2 protein-coding genes (1 of these 2 running past the window's edge) are annotated in these 22,707 nt (G+C 71.5%); both read left to right on the plus strand.

Features of this window, described 5'->3' with window-relative positions:
- Nucleotides 1-21,178: the 3' portion of an SDR family NAD(P)-dependent oxidoreductase gene (locus OG214_RS36865; RefSeq protein WP_405987251.1), read on the plus strand. 12,785 nt of this gene lie to the left of the window's left edge; the window shows 21,178 of its 33,963 coding nt (coding positions 12,786-33,963); its start codon lies off the left edge, out of view; its stop codon occupies nucleotides 21,176-21,178.
- A gap of 281 nt (nucleotides 21,179-21,459) precedes the next feature.
- Complete coding sequence (locus OG214_RS36870) at nucleotides 21,460-22,215, plus strand: thioesterase II family protein (protein ID WP_405987252.1); 756 nt, start codon at nucleotides 21,460-21,462, stop codon at nucleotides 22,213-22,215.
- The last annotated feature ends 492 nt before the right edge of the window (nucleotides 22,216-22,707 follow it).

The raw sequence follows: 22,707 nt of genomic DNA on the forward strand, positions 1-22,707 counted from the left end.
CCATGAGATCCTCGCCGTCGTCCGGGGCAGCGCGGTCAACCAGGATGGTGCGTCGAACGGTCTGACGGCGCCGAATGGTCCTTCGCAGCAGCGGGTGATCCGTCAGGCGCTGGCCAGTGGCGGTCTGTCGCCCGCGGATGTGGACGCGGTGGAGGCGCACGGTACGGGCACCACGCTGGGTGATCCGATCGAGGCGCAGGCGTTGCTGGCGACGTACGGGCGTGAGCGTGATCCGGAGCGTCCGCTGCTGCTCGGCTCCGTGAAGTCCAACCTCGGGCACACCCAGGCCGCGGCCGGTGCGGCCGGTGTGATCAAGATGATCATGGCCATGCGCCATGGTGTGCTGCCGCCGACGCTCCATGTCACCGAGCCGTCCTCACATGTCGACTGGTCGGCGGGCGCGGTGGAACTGCTCACCGCCCCTGCCGAGTGGCCCGGCACCGGTCGCGTCCGGCGCGCGGGCGTGTCGTCCTTCGGTATCAGTGGTACGAACGCGCATGTCATTCTTGAGCAGCCGCCCACGGCGGTCCGGGCCACGGACTTCGACGCGTCCGAAGCCCCGTCCGCCGGGTCGGAGTCCACCCGGCCGGAAGAGCCCGGTGCGGTGCCCTGGGTGCTGTCCGGCAAGACGCCCGAGGCGCTGCGCGGCCAGGCGGCCCGACTGCTCTCGTACATCCAGGCCAGGCCCGGACTGCGGCCGGTGGACATCGGTTACTCGCTCGCCACGGGCCGGTCGAGGTTCGAGCACGGCGCGGTGGTGACAGCCACCGAGCCCACCGGGACGGTGCGCGCGCTGGCGGCACTGGCCGTCGGCGAGCCGGACCCCCTGGCCCTCACGGGCTCGGTCACCGGAGGCAGGACAGCGGTGCTGTTCTCGGGGCAGGGGTCGCAGCGGCTGGGTATGGGACGGGAGTTGTACGGGCGGTTCCCGGTGTTCGCGGAGGCGCTGGACTCCGTACTGGCGTTGCTGGACGCCGAGTTGGGCGGAAGGCCGGACGGAGATCCGGACGAAGATCTGGGCGGCGGTTCGCTCCGGGAAGTGATCTGGGGTGAGGACGCCGAGGCACTCAACGCGACGGGTATGGCCCAGCCCGCGTTGTTCGCGATCGAAGTGGCGCTGTTCCGGCTGGTCGAGTCATGGGGTGTCCGTCCGGACTTCGTGGCGGGGCATTCGATCGGTGAGATCGCGGCGGCCCATGTGGCGGGGGTGTTCTCCCTGGAGGACGCCTGCCGATTGGTGGCGGCACGTGGGTTGCTGATGCAGGCGCTGCCGGCCGGTGGCGCGATGGTCGCCGTACAGGCCACCGAGGAGGAGATCGTCCCGCTGCTGTCCGAGCACGCCGGCCAGGTGTCCGTCGCGGCGGTCAACGGTCCCTCCTCGGTGGTGATCTCCGGTGCCGAGGACGTCGTACGGGAGATCGCGGCACGCCTGGAGCGGGAGGGCAGGAAGACGACCCGGCTACGGGTCTCGCACGCCTTCCACTCACCGCTGATGCGGCCGATGCTCGACGAGTTCCGTGCCGTGGCGGAGACGCTGACATTCCGGGAACCCGCCGTCCCCGTGGTCTCGAACCTGACGGGCGGGGTCGCTTCCGCCGACGAGCTGTGCACCCCCGACTACTGGGTACGGCATGTCCGCGAGGCGGTCCGCTTCGCCGATGGCGTCCGTACCCTCACCGGACAAGGCGCCACCGTACTGGTCGAGTTGGGGCCCGACGGAGTGCTCTCCGCGATGGCCAGGGAGTCGGTGCCCGACGGGACCGTCACGGTGCCGTTGCTCCGTGGGAACCGTCCCGAGGAACTGTCCACTGTCACCGCGCTGGGGCAACTGCGTGTGCACGGTGTGTCCGTGGACTGGGCCCGGTACTTCGCCGGGACCGGCGCGTCCCGTGTGGAGCTGCCCACATACGCCTTCGAGCACCGGCCCTACTGGCCCGACGGCACCCGCGGCGCGGCCGACGCCGCCGCGGTCGGCCTGATGTCCGCCGGACATCCGCTGCTCAACGGTGTGGTCGAACTCGCCGAGGGCGAGGGTGTGTTGCTCACCGGCCGTCTTTCGGTGCGGTCCCACCCTTGGCTGGCCGACCACGCGGTCATGGGCCGGATCCTGGTGCCGGGAACGGCCCTGCTGGAGCTGGCGATCCGGGCCGGTGACGAGGTCGGCGGCGAGCGCGTCGAAGAACTGACCCTCGCGGCCCCGATGGTGCTGCCGGAGCGCGGTGCCACACAGACGCAGGTACGGGTCGGAACGGCCGACGAGAGCGGCCGGCGCACCGTCACGATCCACTCGCGGCCCGAGGACGACACCGAGGCGCCCTGGACCCAGCACGCCACGGGTCTACTGGCGGCGGGTCCTCGGACGGCGGCGGCCGTCCCCGGACCCGGCGCCACCGGCTTCGACGCCACGGTCTGGCCGCCGGTGGGGGCCGAACCGGTGGAGCTGGACGGTTTCTACGACGCCCGTGCCGAGGACGGATTCGTCTACGGTCCGGTCTTCCAGGGCCTGCGGGCCGTCTGGCGGCGCGACGGCGAGGTCTTCGCCGAGCTGAGCCTGCCGGACGGCCTCCAGGCGGACGCGGAGGCGTTCGGACTGCACCCCGCGCTGCTGGACGCCGGTCTCCACGCGGCCTGGTTCCTCGGCTCGCCCGCGGAGGCGGCCGGCCGGGCGGGCGGTGCCCCGCCCGGAGTCCCGTTCTCCTGGAGCGGTGTGTCGCTGGAGGCGTCCGGAGCCTCCGCCGTACGGGTCAGGCTGTCCCGTACGGCCGACGGAACGGTGTCGATCGCCGTCGCCGACACCATGGGCGCGGCCGTCGCCTCGGTGGAGTCGCTGGCGCTGCGCGCCCTGTCCGCCGAGACCCTGAGCGATGCCGACGCGCTGACACGGGACGCCCTGTTCCGGCTCGACTGGGCGCCGGTGGCGATCCAGTCCGGCGCGGCTCGGGTGCGGCCGGAGCCGATGGAGGGGTCCGAGCGGGTGGAGGGGCCTGAGCGGACGGTGGGGGTGCTCGGTCCGGACACACTGGGCCTGGCCGGGGCCCTGCGTGCCGTCGGTGCCGAGGCCGACGTCCTCGATGACCTGCCGATGGACGGGCTGTCGAATGGTGAGCTGCCGAGCGGTGAGCTGGCGAATGGTAAGCCGCCGAATGGTGAGTCGCAGGCGGTTGAGGAGGCGACGGGTGAGGCGGCGCCCGCTGCGCCGACACCCGCTGCGCCGGCGCCAGGTGTGGTACTGATCCCCGTGGTCGGCGAACAGGGCGCGGGCACCGCCGACTCCGTACACACGCTCACCCATCAGGCCCTGGCCCGGATCCAGGCACGACTGACCGAGGCGCGCTTCGCGGACTCCCGGTTCGTCTTCGTGACCCGGGGCGCCGTCGGCGGCCACGATGTGGCGGCGGCCTCGGTCCGGGGTCTCGTACGCTCCGCGCAGTCGGAGAACCCCGGCTGCTTCGGCCTGATCGACCTCGACCCCGACGAGGAGACGACGGCATTTCCGCCGGCAGCCTTGGACACCGACGAACCGCAGATCGTGGTCCGGAACGGCGAGGTACGCGCCGGACGCCTGGTGCGCCGGCCGGCGACCGGCGGCGACGCGCGCCCCGTCTGGGACACCGACGGCGGCAGTGTGCTGATCACCGGCGGTACCGGTGGTCTGGGCGCGGCGCTGGCCCGGCATCTGGTGACGGAACACGACGTACGCAGGCTGCTGCTGGTCAGTCGGCGGGGACTCGCCGCCGAGGGGGCGGAAGAACTCGGCGCGGAGCTGGAGCCGCGCGGTGTCCAGGTCACGGCCGCGGCCTGCGATGTGGCGGACCGCACGGCGCTCGCGGAACTGCTGGCCGAGCACCGGGTGTCGGCCGTGATCCACGCGGCTGGCGTCCTGGACGACGGTGTCGTCGGCACGCTCACCCCGGAACGGCTGGACCGTGTGCTGCGACCGAAGGCGGACGCGGCCTGGTACCTGCACGAACTGACGCGTGATCTCGACCTGTCGGCGTTCGTGGTCTTCTCCTCGGCGGCGGCCACGTTCGGCAACGCGGGACAGGGCAACTACGCGGCGGGCAACGCCTTCCTGGACGCCCTCATGGAACGCAGGCAGGCCGAGGGTCTGCCCGGAGTCTCCCTGGCATGGGGTCCCTGGGACCAGTCGGGCGGGATGACCGGCACACTGACGGAGGCCGACACGGACCGGATGGCACGCTCCGGAGTGCCGCCGCTCTCGGTGGAACAGGGCCTCGCGCTGTTCGAAGCGGCGCTGGCCACCGGAGACGCCGTACTCGCGCCGGTACGGCTGGACCTGCCGGTGCTCCGCGCACAGGGTGAAGTCCCGCCACTGCTGCGGGCGTTGATCCGTACGCGTTCGCGCCGTGCCGTGGTCGCCGGCTCGGCGACCGCCAAGGGGCTGGTGGAGCGACTGGTACTGCTCACCGCCGTCGAGCGGCAGGAAGTGCTGGTGGACCTCGTACGCGGGCAGGTCGCCCTCGTGCTGGGACACGCCGACGCCGGGGCCGTCCACCCGGGGCGTGCCTTCCGCGAGCTGGGCTTCGACTCGCTGACGGCGGTGGAGCTGCGGAACCGGCTCAACACCGCGACGGGTCTGCGGCTCCCCGCCACGATGGCCTTCGACTATCCGACGGTCCAGACGCTCGTCGACCACCTTCTCGACGAACTGCTCGGCGCGGACGCGGACGCGGCGGCGGTCGGGGTGGCCGCGGTGACCGCTTCCGTGGCGAGGCGCGCGGCCGGGGTCGCCGACGATCCGATCGTCGTCGTGGGGATGAGCTGCCGGTATCCCGGCGGGGTGGCGTCGCCGGAGGATCTGTGGCGGCTCGTCATGGAGGGCGGGGACGCCATCTCCGGGTTCCCCGTCAACCGGGGCTGGGACGTCGACGGACTGTTCCATCCCGACCCCGATCACCTGGGCACGTCGTACACCCGCGAAGGTGGGTTCCTGCATACGGCGGGTGAGTTCGATCCGGCGTTCTTCGGTATGTCGCCGCGTGAGGCGTTGGCGACGGATTCGCAGCAGCGGTTGCTGCTGGAGGCGTCGTGGGAGGCGATCGAGCGGGCCGGGATCGACCCGGTGTCACTGCGGGGCAGCACGACGGGCGTGTTCGCGGGGGTGATGTACAGCGACTACACCGCCGTGCTGGCGAGCCCCGAGTTCGAGGGCTTCCAGGGCGGCGGCAGCACCAGTCTGGCGTCGGGCCGGGTGTCGTACACGCTGGGCCTGGAAGGTCCCGCGGTGACGGTGGACACGGCGTGTTCGTCGTCGTTGGTGGCGATGCACTGGGCGATGCAGGCGCTGCGGAGCGGTGAGTGCTCGCTGGCGCTGGCCGGCGGTGTGACGGTGATGTCGACACCGACGGTGTTCGTCGACTTCTCGCGTCAGCGTGGGCTGTCGCCGGACGGCCGGTGCAAGGCGTTCTCCGATGCGGCCGATGGTGTGGGCTGGTCGGAGGGTGTGGGGATGCTGGTGCTGGAGCGGTTGTCGGACGCCCGGCGCAACGGGCACCAGGTGCTCGCGCTGCTGCGTGGGTCGGCGGTGAATCAGGATGGTGCGTCGAATGGTCTGACGGCGCCGAACGGTCCTTCGCAGCAGCGGGTGATTCGTCAGGCGTTGGCGAGTGGTGGGTTGTCGGCTGGTGATGTGGATGTGGTCGAGGCGCACGGTACGGGTACGACGTTGGGTGATCCGATCGAGGCGCAGGCGTTGCTGGCGACGTACGGGCGTGAGCGTGATCCGGAGCGTCCGCTGCTGCTGGGGTCGGTGAAGTCCAATATCGGTCACACGCAGGCTGCTGCCGGTGTGGCGGGTGTGATCAAGATGGTGATGGCGATGCGGCACGGGGTTCTTCCTCAGACGCTCCATGTCGACGCGCCGTCCTCGCATGTGGACTGGTCGGAAGGCGCGGTCGAGTTGTTGACCGAGCGGACCGCGTGGCCGGAGGAAGGCCGTGCGCGGCGGGCGGCCGTGTCGTCGTTCGGTATCAGTGGTACGAACGCGCACATCATTCTGGAGCAGCCGCCCACGGTGATCCGGGGAACCGTGGTCACCACGGCCGAAGGTCCGGCTCCGGTGATCGAGCCCGGTGTGGTGCCGTGGGTGCTGTCGGGCAGGTCGCCGGAGGCGTTGCGGGGTCAGGCTGCGCGGTTGGTGTCGTTGGTCGAGTCGCGGCCTGAGGTGCGGCCGGTGGATGTCGGGCTCTCGTTGGCGACGGGCCGGTCGGTGTTCGATCACCGGGCGGTGGTACTGGCGTCGGCGGGTGATGCCGAGGAGACGGTACGGGCCCTGGCGGCTCTGGCCGCTGGTGAACCCGACCCGTTGGCGGTCTCGGGATCGGCCATGGGTGGGAAGACGGCGTTGCTGTTCTCCGGGCAGGGTTCGCAGCGGTTGGGGATGGGCCGTGAGTTGTACGGGCGGTTCCCGGTGTTCGCGGAGGCGTTGGATTCCGTACTGGCACTGCTGGAGGCGGAGTTGGGGCACCCGCTCCGGGAGGTGATCTGGGGTGAGGACGCCGAGGCGCTGAACGCGACGGGTTGTGCCCAGCCCGCGTTGTTCGCGATCGAGGTGGCGTTGTTCCGGTTGGTGGAGTCGTGGGGTGTGCGGCCTGATTTTGTGGCGGGGCATTCGATCGGTGAGGTCGCGGCGGCCCATGTGGCGGGGGTGTTCTCGTTGGAGGATGCCTGTCGGCTGGTGGTGGCGCGTGGGTCGTTGATGCAGGCGCTGCCGATGGGTGGTGCGATGGTCGCGGTGCGGGCGACGGAGGACGAGGTCACTCCCTACCTCACGGGGGATGTCTCGATCGCCGCCGTCAACGGTCCGTCCTCGGTGGTGATCTCCGGTGACGAGGGTGCGGTTCTGGAGGTGGCGGGCCAACTGGAGGCGCTGGGGCGGAAGTCGAACCGCCTCCGGGTCTCGCACGCCTTCCACTCCCCGCTGATGGATCCGATGCTGGACGAGTTCCGGGCGGTCGTGGAGGGCTTGGTGCTCCAGGCGCCTCGTATCCCGGTGGTGTCGAATCTGACCGGTGGTCTCGCGTCGGCCGATGAGCTGTGCTCGGCCGACTACTGGGTACGGCATGTCCGCGAAGCCGTCCGGTTCGCCGACGGGGTGCGGTGCCTGGAGGGCGCGGGCGTAAGCAAGTTCGTGGAACTGGGCCCCGACGGTGTCCTCTCCGCACTGGCACGCGAGTGCGCTGGGGACGATGCCGTCATGGTGCCTGTTCTGCGCAAGGACAGGCGGGAGGAGCTGGCCGCCGTCACCGCGTGGGCACGACTCCATGTACAGGGCGTGGCCTTGGACCGGGCCGCCGTGTTCGAGGGGACCGGTGCGTCGCGGGTCGAGCTGCCCACGTACGCCTTCCAGCACCAGTGGTTCTGGCCGGCCGGTCCGCTCGGCGGCAGGGGCGATATGCGGGCGGCGGGACTCGGTTCGGCGGGGCATCCGTTGCTGGGTGCGGCGGTTGAACTGGCCGAAGGTGAAGGGGCGGTCTTCACCGGCCGGTTGTCGGTGCAGTCGCATGCCTGGCTTGCTGATCATGTGGTGATGGGCCGGGTTCTGCTGCCGGGGACGGCGTTGTTGGAGCTGGCTTTCCGGGCGGGTGATGAGGTCGGCTGCGATCGGGTTGAGGAGTTGACGCTGGCGTCTCCGCTGGTGCTGCCTGAGCAGGGTGCGGTCCAGGTGCAGGTACGGGTTGGTGTCGCCGATGACAGCGGTCGTCGCCCGGTCGCCGTGCACTCCCGTCCTGACACGGCCGATGAGCGGTCGTGGTCCCAGCACGCGACAGGTGTGCTGTCCGTCGGGTCCCACTCGTTGCCCACCGACTTCGATGCCACGGTATGGCCGCCCCCGGGCGCCGAGGTATTGGACGTGGAGGGCTGCTATGAACTGCTCGCCGAGATTGGGTTCGCGTACGGTCCGGTGTTCCAGGGCCTGCGGGCCGCCTGGCGCCGTGACGGTGAGATCTTCGCCGAGGTGAGCCTGCCCGAGGGCACCGACGCGGGAGCGTTCGGTCTGCACCCGGCCCTGCTCGACTCGGCTCTGCACGCGTCTCTCCTCGCCGGTGCCGGTGAGGAGGGCACCGAGGGCTTGCCGTTCTCGTGGGAGGGTGTGTCACTGCATGCCACGGGTGCCACGGCACTGCGCGTACGGATCGCTCCCGCCGGCCGTGGCGCGCTCTCGGTGCTGGCGGCCGACACCACCGGCGCGCCGGTCGCCTCGGTCGACTCGCTGCTCGTACGGGCGGTGTCCGAGGAGCAGCTGAGCGGCGCCGACGGTGCGGCCGGAGTTGCCCGCGACGCACTGTTCGGAGTGGGATGGGTGCCGGTCGCGCTTCCGGCGGAGCCCGCGTTCCGCACGATCGCGCTGGTCGGGCCCGATGTGGTCGGACTCGCCGAGGTGCTGGAACGTACGGGTGTCGAGATCGGCAGGTACGAGGATCTGGCGTCGCTCGCGGCCGGGGAGGCCCCGGTGCCGGACGCGGTGCTGGTGGGTGTGGCCAGTGCGTACGGAGCCGAAGTCACGCACTCCGTCCGCGCGTTGACCACTGACGCGCTGGCCCTGGTGCAGGAGTGGCTGGCCGAGGAGAGGTTCGCCGCCTCCCGGCTGGTGTTCGTCACCACGGGGGCCGTCGCGGGCGGCGGTGAGGAGGTCGCGGATCTGGCGGCGGCCTCGGTCCGGGGCCTGGTGCGTTCCGCGCAGACGGAGAACCCGGGCTGCTTCGGGCTGGTGGACCTGGACTCCGCCGAGTCCTCGGTGACCCTGCTGCCGAGGGCACTCGGTGTCGACGAGCCGCAACTGCTCGTCCGCGACGGCGGAATCCGCGCCGCCCGCCTGACCCGGATGACCGAGCCCAGCTCCGAGCCCAGCTCCGAGGCCGCGGCCGGGGCCGGGGTCGACACGGGCGGCTCCGCCTGGGACCCCGAGGGCACGGTGCTGGTCACCGGCGGCACGGGTGGTCTGGGTGGTGTGCTGGCCCGTCATCTGGTCGGTGTGCGTGGTGTGCGGCATCTGCTGCTGACGAGTCGTCGCGGTCTGGAGGCCCCTGGCGCTGTCGAGTTGGCCGCCGAGCTGACCGCTCAGGGCGCGCATGTCTCGGTCGTCGCGTGTGATGCGGCGGACCGGGACGCGCTGGCCGGGCTGCTGGATTCGGTGCCGGCCGAGCACCCGCTGACGGCGGTGGTGCATACGGCGGGTGTCCTGGACGACGGGGTGATCGGTTCGCTCACGCCGGAGCGGCTGGACCGTGTGCTGCGCCCGAAGGTCGACGCGGCCTGGCATCTGCACGAGCTGACCCGTGAGCTGGATCTCGCCGCGTTCGTGGTGTTCTCCTCGGTGGCCGGTACGTTCGGCGGTGCCGGGCAGGCCAACTACGCGGCGGGCAATGTCTTCCTCGACGCCCTGGCCGCCCATCGGCGTGCCGAGGACTTGCCGGGACTGTCGCTCGCCTGGGGGCCTTGGGATCAGGGCGCGGGTATGACCAGCGGTCTCGACGAGCGCGACGTACGGCGGGCCGCCGACGCCGGTATGCCACCGCTGTCGGTGGAGCAGGGCCTCGCGCTCTTCGACGCGGCGATCCCGACCGGCGAGGCGGTCGTCGTACCCGCACGGCTCGATCTGCCGGTACTGCGCGCTCTGGGAACCGTACCGGCGCTGCTGCGCGGCCTGGTACGGACACCGTCACGCCGGGCGGCGGCGACGGCTTCGGGTGCGGACGGCGGTCTGGTCCGGCGGCTGGGCGCGCTGGAGTCCGCCGACCGCAAGGAAGTGGTGCTGGACGTCGTACGGGCTCAGGCGGCGCTGGTACTGGGCCACGCGAGCGGCGCCGACATCGACTCGGGGCGTGCGTTCCGTGATCTCGGCTTCGACTCGCTGACGGCGGTGGAGTTGCGGAACCGGCTCAACACCGCGACGGGTCTGCGGCTCCCCGCCACCATGGTCTTCGACTATCCGACCCTGTCGGTGCTGGCGGACCATCTGCTCGACGAACTCCTCGGAGCAGAGCCCGAGTTGGCCATCCCCGTGTCGTCGCTGCCGCCGGTGGCCGACGATCCGATCGTCGTCGTGGGGATGAGCTGCCGGTATCCCGGCGGGGTGGCGTCACCGGAGGATCTGTGGCGTGTGGTCACCGAGGGCACCGATGTGATCTCGGAATTCCCGGTCAACCGTGGCTGGGACGTGGACGCGCTGTTCGACCCGGACCCGGGCCATGCCGGGACCTCGTACACCCGCGAGGGTGGGTTCCTGCATACGGCGGGTGAGTTCGATCCGGCGTTCTTCGGTATGTCGCCGCGTGAGGCGTTGGCGACGGATTCGCAGCAGCGGTTGCTGCTGGAGGCGTCGTGGGAGGCGATCGAGCACGCAGGGATCGACCCGGTGTCACTGCGCGACAGCCAGACCGGTGTCTTCGCGGGCGTGATGTACAACGACTACGGCACCACCCTCGACGGGGAGGAGTTCGAGGGCTTCCAGGGCCAGGGCAGCGCGGGCAGTGTGGCGTCGGGCCGGGTCTCGTACACCTTCGGCTTCGAGGGCCCCGCGGTGACGGTGGACACGGCGTGTTCGTCGTCGTTGGTGGCGATGCACTGGGCGATGCAGGCGCTGCGCAGTGGTGAGTGCTCGCTGGCGCTGGCCGGCGGTGTGACGGTGATGTCGACTCCGGGGACGTTTGTGGAGTTCTCGCGTCAGCGTGGGCTGTCCCCCGATGGCCGGTGCAAGGCGTTCTCCGATTCGGCCGATGGTGTGGGCTGGTCGGAGGGCGTGGGTGTCCTTGTGCTGGAGCGTCTTTCGGATGCGCGGCGCAATGGGCATGAGGTGCTGGCCGTGGTCCGGGGCAGTGCGGTGAATCAGGATGGTGCGTCGAATGGTCTGACGGCGCCGAACGGTCCGTCGCAGCAGCGGGTGATTCGGCAGGCTTTGGCGAGTGGTGGGTTGTCGGCGGGTGATGTGGATGTCGTGGAGGCGCACGGAACTGGTACGACACTCGGCGATCCGATCGAGGCGCAGGCGTTGCTGGCGACCTACGGGCGTGACCGCGACCCGGAGCGTCCGCTGCTGCTCGGCTCCGTGAAGTCGAACATCGGTCACACACAGGCCGCTGCCGGTGTGGCGGGTGTGATCAAGATGGTGATGGCGATGCGGCACGGGACGCTGCCCCGGACACTCCATGTGACCGAGCCGTCGTCGCATGTGGACTGGTCGGCGGGTGCGGTGGAACTGCTCACCGAGCAGACCGCGTGGCCCGAGACAGGACGTGTACGGCGTGCGGGTGTGTCGTCGTTCGGTATCAGCGGTACGAACGCCCATGTCATCCTGGAGCGGCCCTCGATCGTGGCCGAGGCAGCGGAGCAGGTACCCGCCTCCCCCGAGGCACCCGCCTCCCCGGATGCGCCGGCCTCCCCGGAGGCGCCGGCCGAAGTGGTGACGGTCCCCTGGGTGCTGTCGGGCAGGTCGCCGGAGGCGTTGCGGGGTCAGGCTGCGCGGTTGCTGTCGTTGGTCGAGTCGCGGCCTGAGGTGCGACCCCTGGATATCGGGTTCTCGTTGGCGACGGGTCGTTCGGTGTTCGATCACCGGGCGGTGGTGCTGGCGTCGGCGGGTGATGCCGAGGAGACGGTACGGGCCCTGGCGGCTCTGGCGACCGGGGAGTCCGACCCGTTGGCGGTCTCGGGATCGGCCATGGGTGGGAAGACGGCGTTGCTGTTCTCGGGGCAGGGGTCGCAGCGGCTGGGTATGGGCCGGGAGTTGTACGGGCGGTTCCCTGTCTTCGCCGAGGCGTTGGACTCCGTACTGGCGCTGCTGGAGGCGGAGTTGGGGCACCCGCTCCGGGAGGTGATCTGGGGTGGGGACACCGAGGCGCTGAACGCGACGGGTATGGCCCAGCCCGCGTTGTTCGCGATCGAAGTGGCGCTGTTCCGACTCGTCGAGTCGTGGGGTGTGCGGCCTGATTTTGTGGCGGGGCATTCGATCGGTGAGGTCGCGGCGGCCCATGTGGCGGGTGTCTTCTCTCTCGCGGACGCTTGCCGGTTGGTGGTGGCGCGTGGGTCGTTGATGCAGGCGCTGCCGACGGGTGGTGCGATGGTCGCCGTACAGGCCGCCGAGGACGAGATCGTCCCGTATCTTTCCGGCCGGGTCTCGATCGCCGCAGTCAATGGTCCCTCCTCGGTGGTGATCTCCGGCGACGAGGACTCGGTCCTAGAGCTTGCCGCCCGGCTGGCGGAGCAGGGCCGCAGGACCACCCGGCTCCGGGTCTCGCACGCGTTCCACTCGTCGCTGATGGACCCGATGCTGGACGAGTTCCGGGCGGTGGCCGAAGGGCTGGCCTTCCAGGCGCCTCGTATCCCGGTGGTGTCGAATCTGACCGGTGGTCTCGCTTCTGCCGACGAACTGCGCTCGCCCGACTACTGGGTACGGCATGTCCGCGAAGCGGTCCGGTTCGCCGATGGCATCGGAGCCCTCGCGGAACAAGGCGTGAAGACCTTCCTGGAGTTGGGCCCGGACGGTGTGCTCTCCGCCCTCGCACGCGAGTGTGCCGGGGACGACGCCGTCACCGTGCCTGTTCTGCGCAAGGACAGGCCGGAGGAGTCGGCCGCCGTCGGCGCGCTGGCCCAGGTGTACGCGCGCGGAGTCACCGTCGACTGGGGCCGGTTCTTCGCAGGGACCGGTGCGCGGCGGGTCGAGTTGCCCACGTACGCCTTCCAGCACCAGTGGTTCTGGCCGACGGCCTCGTCGGCCGGCTCGCGCGATGTACGGTCCGCCGGTCTGGGCTCGGCCGGGCATCCCTTGCTGAGCGCCGCGGTCGAGCTGGCCGAAGGCGAGGGAATGCTCTTCACCGGCCGTCTCTCGGTGGGAACACATCCCTGGCTCGCCGATCATGTGGTGATGGGCCGGGTTCTGCTGCCGGGAACCGCCCTGCTGGAGCTGGCCTTCCGGGCGGGTGACGAGGTCGGCTGCGACCGCGTCGAGGAGCTGACGCTCTCGGGGCCGCTCACGCTGCCGGCGCGTGGCGCGGTGCAGACGCAGGTACGGGTCGGTGCCGCCGACGACAGCGGCCGGCGTACGGTCACGGTCCACTCCCGGCCCGAGGGCGCCGAGGATGTGCCGTGGACACAGCACGCGACGGGCACGCTGACGGCCGCCGCCCAGGAGCCGCCCACCGGCTTCGACGCGACGGTGTGGCCGCCGAGGGGCGCCGAGGCACTGGAACTCGACGGCTGCTACGAGCGGTTGGCCGAGATCGGCTTCGTGTACGGCCCGGTGTTCCAAGGTCTTCGGGCGGCCTGGCGCCGTGACGGTGAGATCTTCGCCGAGGTGAGCCTGTCCGAGGGCGCCGGGACGGGAGCGTACGGTCTGCACCCCGCCCTGCTCGACTCCGCCTTGCACGCGTCGCTCCTGGCGGGTGACAGCGCCCAGGGGAGCGGAGGCCTGCCGTTCTCGTGGGAGGGCGTCTCCCTCTACGCGACCGGTGCTTCGGTGCTGCGCGTACGGATCGCCCCGGTCGGCGGCAAGGACGCCGTGTCGATCCAGCTCGCGGACACCTCCGGTGCGCCGGTCGCCTCGGTCGACTCGCTGCTCGTACGAGCCGTGTCGGGCGACGGGTCCGGCGACGTCGGGGCCGTTGCCACGAACGCGCTGTTCCGGCTCGCCTGGGCTCCCGTGACCACCGGCCCGGACGTTCCGCCGTCGGTCGTCGTCCTCGGGGCCGACGTACTGGACCTCGCCGAACCGCTGGCCGGGCCGGGTCTCCTCACCGGGACACACCCCGATCTCGCGTCGCTGGCGGCGGGGGAGGAGCCGGTCCCGGACACCGTGCTGGTGGGTGTCGCCTGCGGGTCCGACGGACAGGTCGTGGAGTCCGTCCACACGGTGACCGCCGACGCGCTGGCACTGGTGCAGGAGTGGCTGGCCGAGGAGCGGTTCGCGCGCTCCCGGCTGGTGTTCGTGACACGGGGCGCCGTCGGAGGGACCGCCGGGGGCGGCGGTGAGGACCGCGCCGTCGATGTGGTGGCGGCCTCGGTCCGGGGGCTCGTACGCTCCGCGCAGACGGAGAACCCCGGCGCATTCGGGCTGCTGGACCTGGACCCCGGCACGTCGTCGCTCGCCGCGCTGCCGATCGCTCTCGGTACGGACGAGCCCGCGCTGCTGATCCGTGCCGGTGAGATCTTCGCGGAACGTCTCGTCCGTACGGCGGCTCCCACCGACGCGGAGGCCGGGACGGGCCCGGCCTGGGACGCCGACGGTACGGTGCTGATCACGGGCGGCACAGGCGGTCTGGGCGGAGTGTTCGCCCGGCATCTGGTCACCGAGCGGGGCGTTCGCCGTCTGCTGCTGGCGAGCCGGCGGGGAGCCGAGGCGCCCGGTGCGGCGGAGCTGGCCGCCGAACTCACCTTGTACGGTGCCGAGGTCACCGTGGCGGCCTGTGACATCGCCGACCGGTCCGCGGTGGGCGCGCTGCTGGCGTCGGTGCCGTCGGAGCATCCGCTGACCGCCGTGGTCCATACGGCGGGTGTGCTGGACGACGGTGTCGTCGGCTCGCTGACGCCCGGACGGCTGGACACCGTACTGCGGCCGAAGGCGGACGCGGCCTGGCATCTGCACGAGCTGACCCGCGGCGTCGATCTCGCCGCGTTCGTCGTCTTCTCCTCCGTGGCGGGACTCTTCGGTGGCGCCGGGCAGGCCAACTACGCCGCCGCGAACGCCTTCCTCGACGCTCTGGCCGAACACCGGCGGAGCGAGGGCCTGCCGGGTGTCTCGCTGGCCTGGGGCCCCTGGGACCGGATCGGTGGTACGACCGGTGACCTCACCGGCGGCGGCCTCACCGGCGGCGGCCTCACCGGTGGTGGCGTGACCGGTGGTGGCATGACCGGCGCAATCACCGAGGAGGACATGCGGAGGATGGCCCGCTCGGGCATGCCGCCGCTCTCCGCCGAGCAGGGCGTGGCGCTCTTCGACGCCGCCCTGGCCACCGGCCGACCGGCTCTCGTACCCGTACGGCTCGATCTCCCGGCGCTCCGTGCGCGAGGTGAAGTCCCGGCCGTACTACGGACGTTGGTCAACGCGATCCCCGCGCGCTCGCGTCGGAGCGCGGTGACGGGACCGTCCGCCGCGACCGGTTTGATCGGCCGGCTGGCCGGGCTCACCGCCGTGGAGCGACGAGAATCCCTGCTGGATCTCGTACGGAGTCAGGTCGCCCTGGTGCTCGGCCACGCCGGAGGAGGAGCCGTCGACACGGGATCCTCGTTCCGGGAGCTGGGCTTCGACTCGCTGACGGCGATCGAACTGCGCAACCGGCTGAGTACGGTGACCGGTCTGCGCCTCACCGCCACGCTGATCTTCGACTACCCGACCGCGACAGCCCTGGCGGACCATCTCCGCGACGAACTGTTCGGGACCGGGACCGGGAGCGGGACCGCGACCGAGGCCGAAAGGGCGGTCCCGCTCAGCTCGCTGCCGCCGGTGGCCGACGATCCGGTCGTGGTCGTGGGGATGAGCTGCCGGTTCCCGGGCGGGGTGGCGTCGCCGGAGGACCTGTGGCGGCTGGTCACCGAGGGCGGGGACGCGATCTCCGACTTCCCGGCCAACCGTGGCTGGGACGTGGAATCGCTCTACCACCCGGACCCGGACCACACCGGCACGTCGTACACCCGCTCGGGTGGGTTCCTCCGGAACGCCGGCGATTTCGATCCCGCCTTCTTCGGTATGTCGCCGCGTGAGGCGTTGGCGACGGATTCGCAGCAGCGGCTGCTGCTGGAGGCGTCGTGGGAGGCGGTCGAGCGGGCCGGGATCGATCCGCTGTCGCTGAGGGAGAGCCAGACCGGTGTGTTCGCCGGTGTGATGTACAGCGACTACGGAACGACACTGAACGGCAAGGAGTTCGAGGGCCATCAGGGCCAGGGCAGCGCGGGCAGTGTGGCGTCGGGCCGGGTCTCGTACACCTTCGGCTTCGAGGGCCCCGCGGTCACCGTCGACACGGCGTGCTCGTCGTCGCTGGTGGCGATGCATCTCGCGGCCCAGGCCCTGCGCGCCGGTGAGTGCTCGCTGGCGCTGGCAGGCGGTGTGACCGTGATGTCGACTCCGGGGACGTTCGTGGAGTTCTCGCGTCAGCGTGGGCTGTCGCCCGACGGGCGGTGCAAGGCCTTCTCCGATGCGGCTGATGGTGTGGGCTGGTCGGAGGGGGTGGGAATGGTGGTGCTGGAGCGTCTTTCGGACGCCCGGCGCAATGGACACCAGGTGCTCGCGCTGCTGCGTGGGTCGGCGGTGAATCAGGACGGCGCGTCGAATGGCCTGACCGCGCCGAACGGGCCCTCGCAGCAGCGGGTGATCCGGCGGGCGCTGGCCGGCGCGGGACTGTCGCCCGCCGATGTGGACGCGGTGGAGGCGCATGGCACGGGTACGACACTGGGCGACCCGATCGAGGCGCAGGCGCTGCTGGCGACGTACGGGCGTGACCGTGACCCGGAGCGTCCGCTGCTGCTGGGTTCGGTGAAGTCCAACATCGGTCACACACAGGCGGCGGCGGGAGTGGCGGGCGTCATCAAGATGGTGATGGCGATGCGGCACGGGACGCTGCCCCGGACGCTGCACGTGACCGAGCCGTCGTCGCATGTGGACTGGTCGGCGGGTGCGGTGGAACTGCTCACCGAGCAGACCGCGTGGCCCGAGGCAGGACGTGCGCGGCGCGCGGGTGTGTCGTCGTTCGGTATCAGCGGTACGAACGCGCACATCATCCTGGAGCAGCCGTCGGCCGTTACCGAGGTATCAGTGGCCGAGGTATCAGTGACCGAAGCACCGGTTGCCGAAGTACCGGTTGTCGAAGCATCGGCACTGGTCTCCGCGGAGGAAGCGGCCGAAGCGCAGGCACCGGTCCCCTGGGTGCTCTCGGGCAAGTCGCCCCAGGCCCTGGCGGACCAGGCGGCACGCCTGCTGACCCTGGTGGAGAGTGAGAGTGAGAGTGAGAGTGAGAGCGAGAGCGGCGCGAGGACCGGCAACCGGCCGGTGGACATCGGCTTCTCGCTGGCCACGGGCCGTTCCGCGTTCGAGCACCGGGCGGTGGTGCTCGCGAGCGACCCCGCCGATTCGGCGCGCGCACTGGCGGCACTGGCTGCCGGCGCACCGGATCCCCTGGCGGTCTCGGGCTCCGTCCTCGGCGGAAGGTCCGCGGTGCTCTTCTCGGGCCAGGGGTCCCAGCGGCTCGGTATGGGGCGGGAGTTGTACGGGCGCTTCCCTGTCTTCGCCGAGGCGTTCGACTCCGTACTCACCGTGCTGGAAGGCCGGTTGGACCGTTCACCGCGTGATGTCATCTGGGGCGAGGACGCCGAGCCGCTGAACGAGACGGGCTTCACCCAGCCTGCGTTGTTCGCCATCGAGGTGGCGCTGTTCCGGCTGGTGGAGTCGTGGGGTGTGCGGCCTGATTTTGTGGCGGGGCATTCGATCGGTGAGATCGCGGCGGCTCATGTGGCGGGGGTCTTCTCACTGGAGGACGCCTGCGCGCTCGTCGTGGCCCGTGCCTCGTTGATGCGGGCGCTGCCAACGGCGGGTGCGATGGTCGCCGTACAGGCCGCCGAGGACGAGGTCGTCCCGTATCTCTCCGGCCGGGTCTCGGTCGCCGCCGTCAACGGTCCGTCCTCCGTGGTGATCTCCGGCGACGAGGACGCCGTGCTGGAGGCGGCGGGCCGACTGGAGGCGCTGGGGCGGAAGTCGACCCGGCTCCGGGTCTCGCACGCCTTCCACTCCCCGCTGATGGATCCGATGCTGGACGAGTTCCGGACGGTGGCCGAGGGGCTGGCCTTCCAGGCACCCGATATCCCGGTGGTGTCGAATCTGACGGGCGGGCTCGCTTCCGCCGACGAGCTGTGCTCGGCCGAGTACTGGGTACGGCATGTCCGTGAGGCCGTCCGCTTCGCCGATGGCGTCCGTACCCTCACCGAGCGGGGCGTGACCGTCTTCCTGGAACTGGGCCCCGACGGCGTTCTCTCCGCCATGGCCCGGGAATCGGTGCCGGAAGGGGCGGTGACCGTACCGATCCTCCGCAGGAACCGGGACGAGGAGCTGACCGCCGTCACCGCGCTGGCCCAGGTGTACGCGCACGGAGTCACCGTCGACTGGGGCCGGTTCTTCGCCGGGACCGGCGCGCGGCGGGTCGAGCTGCCCACGTACGCCTTCCAGCACCAGTGGTTCTGGCCGGCCGCCTCGCCGTCCGGTGCCGGAGACGTCCGCGCGGCGGGGCTCGGTTCTGCCGGACATCCGCTGCTGGGGGCTGCCGTCGAACTGGCCGCCGGTCAGGGCGTGTTGTTCACCGGCAGGCTCTCCGTGCAGTCGCACCCGTGGCTTGCCGACCACAGGGTGATGGACCGGGTCCTGCTGCCCGGAACCGCCCTGCTGGAGCTGGCCGTTCGCGCCGGTGACGAGGTCGGCGGCGACCGTGTCGAGGAGCTGACGCTCGCGGCGCCACTGGTCCTGCCCGAGCGCGGCGCCGTACAGATGCAGGTCGCCGTGGGCACCCCCGACGAGTCGGGCCGCCGCACGGTGGGCGTCTACTCGCGGCCCGAGGACGCCGATGACGCGCCCTGGACGCGGCATGCCACCGGCACGCTCACCACCGGCACGCACACCGCCGGCGGGATCGACAGCGGGGCCCCGGCGGTGGACACCGGCTTCGACGCCACGGTGTGGCCGCCCAGGGGCGCCGAAGCGCTCGAACTCGACGGCTGCTACGAGCGGTTCGCGGAGACCGGTTTCGCGTACGGCCCGGTGTTCCAGGGGCTACGGGCCGCGTGGCGCCGCGACGGTGAGATCTTCGCGGAGGTGAGCCTGCCCGAGGGCGCCGAGGCGGAAGCGTACGGCCTGCACCCGGCTCTCCTCGACTCGGCACTGCACGCGTCCCTGCTGGCGGGCGACGGCGGGGAAGGGGGAGAGGGAGGGGGCCTTCCGTTCTCGTGGCAGGGCGTGTCGCTGCACGCTACGGGCGCTACCGCGCTACGGGTACGGATCGCGCCGACCGGGGGCAAGGACGCGGTGTCGATCGCGGTCGCGGACACCTCCGGCGCGCCGGTCGCCTCCATCGACTCGCTCCTCGTACGGGCCGTATCCGGCGAGCAGTTGAACCGATCCGCGGGCACCGGCGAGGACGCGCTGTTCACGGTGGAGTGGATCCCCGTCCCGGCGGGCCCGGCCGTATCCGAGCCGGTCGCCCTTGTCGGGCCGGACCCCCTCGGGCTCACCGGGGCCCTGGCCGCGTCGGGGTCACACGTCGAGGCGTACGACGATCTGGCGTCGCTCGCGGCGGCGGACCCGGACGGCCCGGCGCCGGGCGTGGTGCTGATCCCGGTACGCGGTGAATCGGCCGGTACCGTACCCGGCGGTGCGGCCGATGCCGTACCTGGATCCGTACGCGCGGTCCTGGCCAGGACGCTGGAGCAGGTGCGGCGGTGGGCGGCCGAGGACCGGTTCAGCGGGTCGCGTCTGACGTTCGTCACCCGGGGCGCGGTGGCGGTGGACGGCGGCGGAGTGCCCGATCTGGCGGCTGCCGCCGTCTGGGGCCTGGTGCGGTCCGCGCAGTCGGAGAATCCGGGGCGCTTCGCCCTGCTGGATCTCGATCCGACGGCCGGCTCCGAGGATCCGACGACCCGTGCCGAGGGAACGACGGCCGCCGCCGACGCTCTCGCCCGTCTCGGGGAGGCCCTCGGCTCGGACGAACCGCAACTGGTGCTCCGCGGCGACGGGATCAGGGCCGCGAGGCTGGAGCGCGCGCCCCGCCCGGAGCCGGCCATGGACGCCGCCCCGGACGATGCGACCGGCCCTGCCGCCGCCACCACCCCCGTCGGCCCTGCCGTCCCGGCAGGCCGGGACAGGTGGGAGCGAGGCGGCACCGTACTGATCACCGGCGGTACCGGCGGCCTGGGCGGGGTCATCGCCCGGCATCTGGTCGCGGAACACGGCGTACGGCGGCTGCTGCTGCTCAGCCGCCGGGGTATCGGCACCGAGGGCGCCCGCCTGCTCGTCGACGAGCTGACGGGTCTCGGGGCCGAGGTCACGGCCGCGGCCTGTGATGCAGCCGACCGCTCCGCGCTGGCCGGCGTACTGGCGGCGGTGCCCGCCGAGTATCCGGTGACGGCCGTGGTGCACGCGGCGGGTGTGCTGGACGACGGCACCATCGGCTCGCTGACACCGGAGCGGCTGGACACCGTCCTGCGTCCCAAGGCCGACGCCGCCTGGCATCTGCACGAACTGACCCGGGATCTCGATCTCGCCGCGTTCGTGGTGTTCTCGTCCGTGGCCGGTGTCTTCGGCGGCGCGGGCCAGGGCAACTACGCCGCCGCCAACACCTTCCTGGACGCGCTGATGGAGCGCCGTGCGGCCGAAGGGCTGCCCGGTGTATCCCTGGCGTGGGGCCCGTGGGAGCGGACGGGCGGGATGACCGGCGCCCTGTCCGAGGCGGACATGCTGCGGCTGGCGCGCTCGGGCATGCCACCGCTCTCCGTCGGCCGGGGCGTGGAGCTGTTCGACGCGGTGGCCACCGGCACCCGGGCGCTGGTGGTCCCCGTACGGCTGGATCTGCCGGCGCTGCGCGACCGGGGCGAGATCCCGCCGCTGCTCCGGGGTCTCATCCGTACGGCCTCCCGGCGGGCGGCCACGGCGACGGCCGCTCCCCGGTCGGCCGGCGCGCTCGCGCGACGGCTGACCGGACTGAGCGACGAGGAGCGCCGTGACGTACTGCTCAAGCTCGTACGGGATCAGGCCGCCCTGGTGCTCGGACACCCGGACGGGACGGCGATCGGGGCCGCGCGCCAGTTCCAGGAGCTGGGCTTCGACTCGCTGACGGCCGTGGACTTCAGGAACCGGCTCAACGCCGCGACCGGACTGCGGCTGCCGGCCACCTTGCTGTTCGACCACCCCACATCGGCCGATGTCGTGGACCATCTCCACTCCCAGCTCGTCACGGAGGAGGTCACCGGGGCCGGCTCCGTCCTGGCCGTACTCGACCAGTTGGAGAAGACGATCGCCGAAATGAGCGTCGACGCACAGGAGTTCAAGCATGTCGCCGGACGGATCGAGGTACTGAGGACGAAGTGGGCGGCGCTGCGGCGGGAGCCGGCGGACGGCACCGGCGAGTTCGATCTCGACGCGGCGTCGGACGACGATGTGTTCGCCCTCCTCGACGATGAACTGGGCCTGTCCTGAAAGCGACCCTGGCAGCCCGGCCGGACCGCGGTCCGGCCGGGCGACCCGGGTCGCGGCCGGACCGCCGGGGTGGGCTCCGTCACGGCGAGCGCGCAGAGACTAGGGAATTTCCCACTGTCCGCCCTAGTGGAATGGGTTGGCCGGGAACCGGACCGTGACGGCAGTCGATCGGTGTGACAATGATCCGTGTGACAAAGCCCTACCGGGCCCGGACGCCCAGCGGTTCAGGACCGCCCGGTGGTCCGGACCGCTCGACCCAGCTCTGAGGAGGATGCGACACGATGACGACGTCCACCGAGGAGAGCCTCTGGGCACGGTGCTTCCACCAGGCACCGGACAGCCCGAGACAGCTCTTCTGTTTCCCCCACGCGGGTGGCTCGGCGTCTTTCTACTTCCCGGTGTCCGCGCAACTGTCCTCCGTGGCAGAGGTGTTCTCGGTGCAGTACCCGGGACGGCAGGACCGGCGCAGGGAGACCAGCCCCGATGACATCGGCACCATGGCCGACCAGGTCTACGCGGCGCTGCGCAGACAGCTCCACACCCGGCCGACGACCTTCTTCGGACACAGCATGGGCGCGACGCTCGCCTTCGAGGTCGCGCGGCGGTTCGAGGCCGACGGCGGTGAACTCTCCCGTCTCTTCGCCTCGGGGCGGCGCGCGCCGTCGCGTCACCGCGAGGAGAATGTGCACCGCCTCGGTGACGACGGGATCGTCGCGGAGCTGAAGCGGCTCTCCGGTACGAATGCGGAGCTGCTCGGCGACGAGGAGATCCTGCGCCTGATCCTGCCGGCGATCCGCAGCGACTACCGCGCCATCGAGACCTACCGATGCGCGCCGGGTGCCGTCGTGCGCGCGCCGGTCTCCGTACTGACGGGCGACAGCGACCCGAAGACCACGCTGGACGAGGCCGAGGACTGGCGCGGACACACCACGGGAGCGTTCGAACTGAAGGTTTTCCCCGGTGGGCACTTCTTTCTCAGCTCCCAGGCGCCCGCCGTGATCGCGATCCTGCGGAACCATCTGACGTCCGGCGGCTGACGGCCACGGTCCGCCGACGGCCACGCTCCGCTGACACGGTCCGGCGGACCACGGTCCGGCTTTCGGACACCACCCGTCGCCGTCCCGCCCCCGCACGCCACCAGCTCCTCCCGTACACACCATCCCCACACTCCGTGCGGAGCACCAGCACCTGCACCTGCACCAGCACCAGCGCCAGAACCTGCATCAGCGCCAGTCCAGCACCTGCGTCAGCACCGAGCACCATCGAATGGCGCGGAACGCCGCAGAACACCGTCAACGCCGCACACCGGACGGGAGTTGCCCTTCCGGGGCGGTGTTCTGCCGGGAGACCGCCGGCGTCCCCCTATACCGTGTTCTCGCTCCCCAAGCGACTTCTGGCGTCTGTAAGACGGCGGTGAGTGATCCAGTCCGCGCGGGGTAGTCCCCAGGCATCGATTGGTCGATGCCTGCTCAGCGCGCCCGGAGCCACCGGTGCCGCCGGCTCCATGGGTGCGGGATCCAACGGGGATC

Origin of the sequence: Streptomyces sp. NBC_00872 (assembly GCF_045161915.1) — a bacterium.
In the GTDB taxonomy this organism is placed as follows: Bacteria; Actinomycetota; Actinomycetes; order Streptomycetales; family Streptomycetaceae; genus Streptomyces.

Excerpts from the sequence above, each read along its gene's own strand:
- OG214_RS36870 (WP_405987252.1), top strand. The coding sequence starts at position 21,460 with ATGACGACGTCCACCGAGGAGAGCCTCTGGGCACGGTGCTTCCACCAG.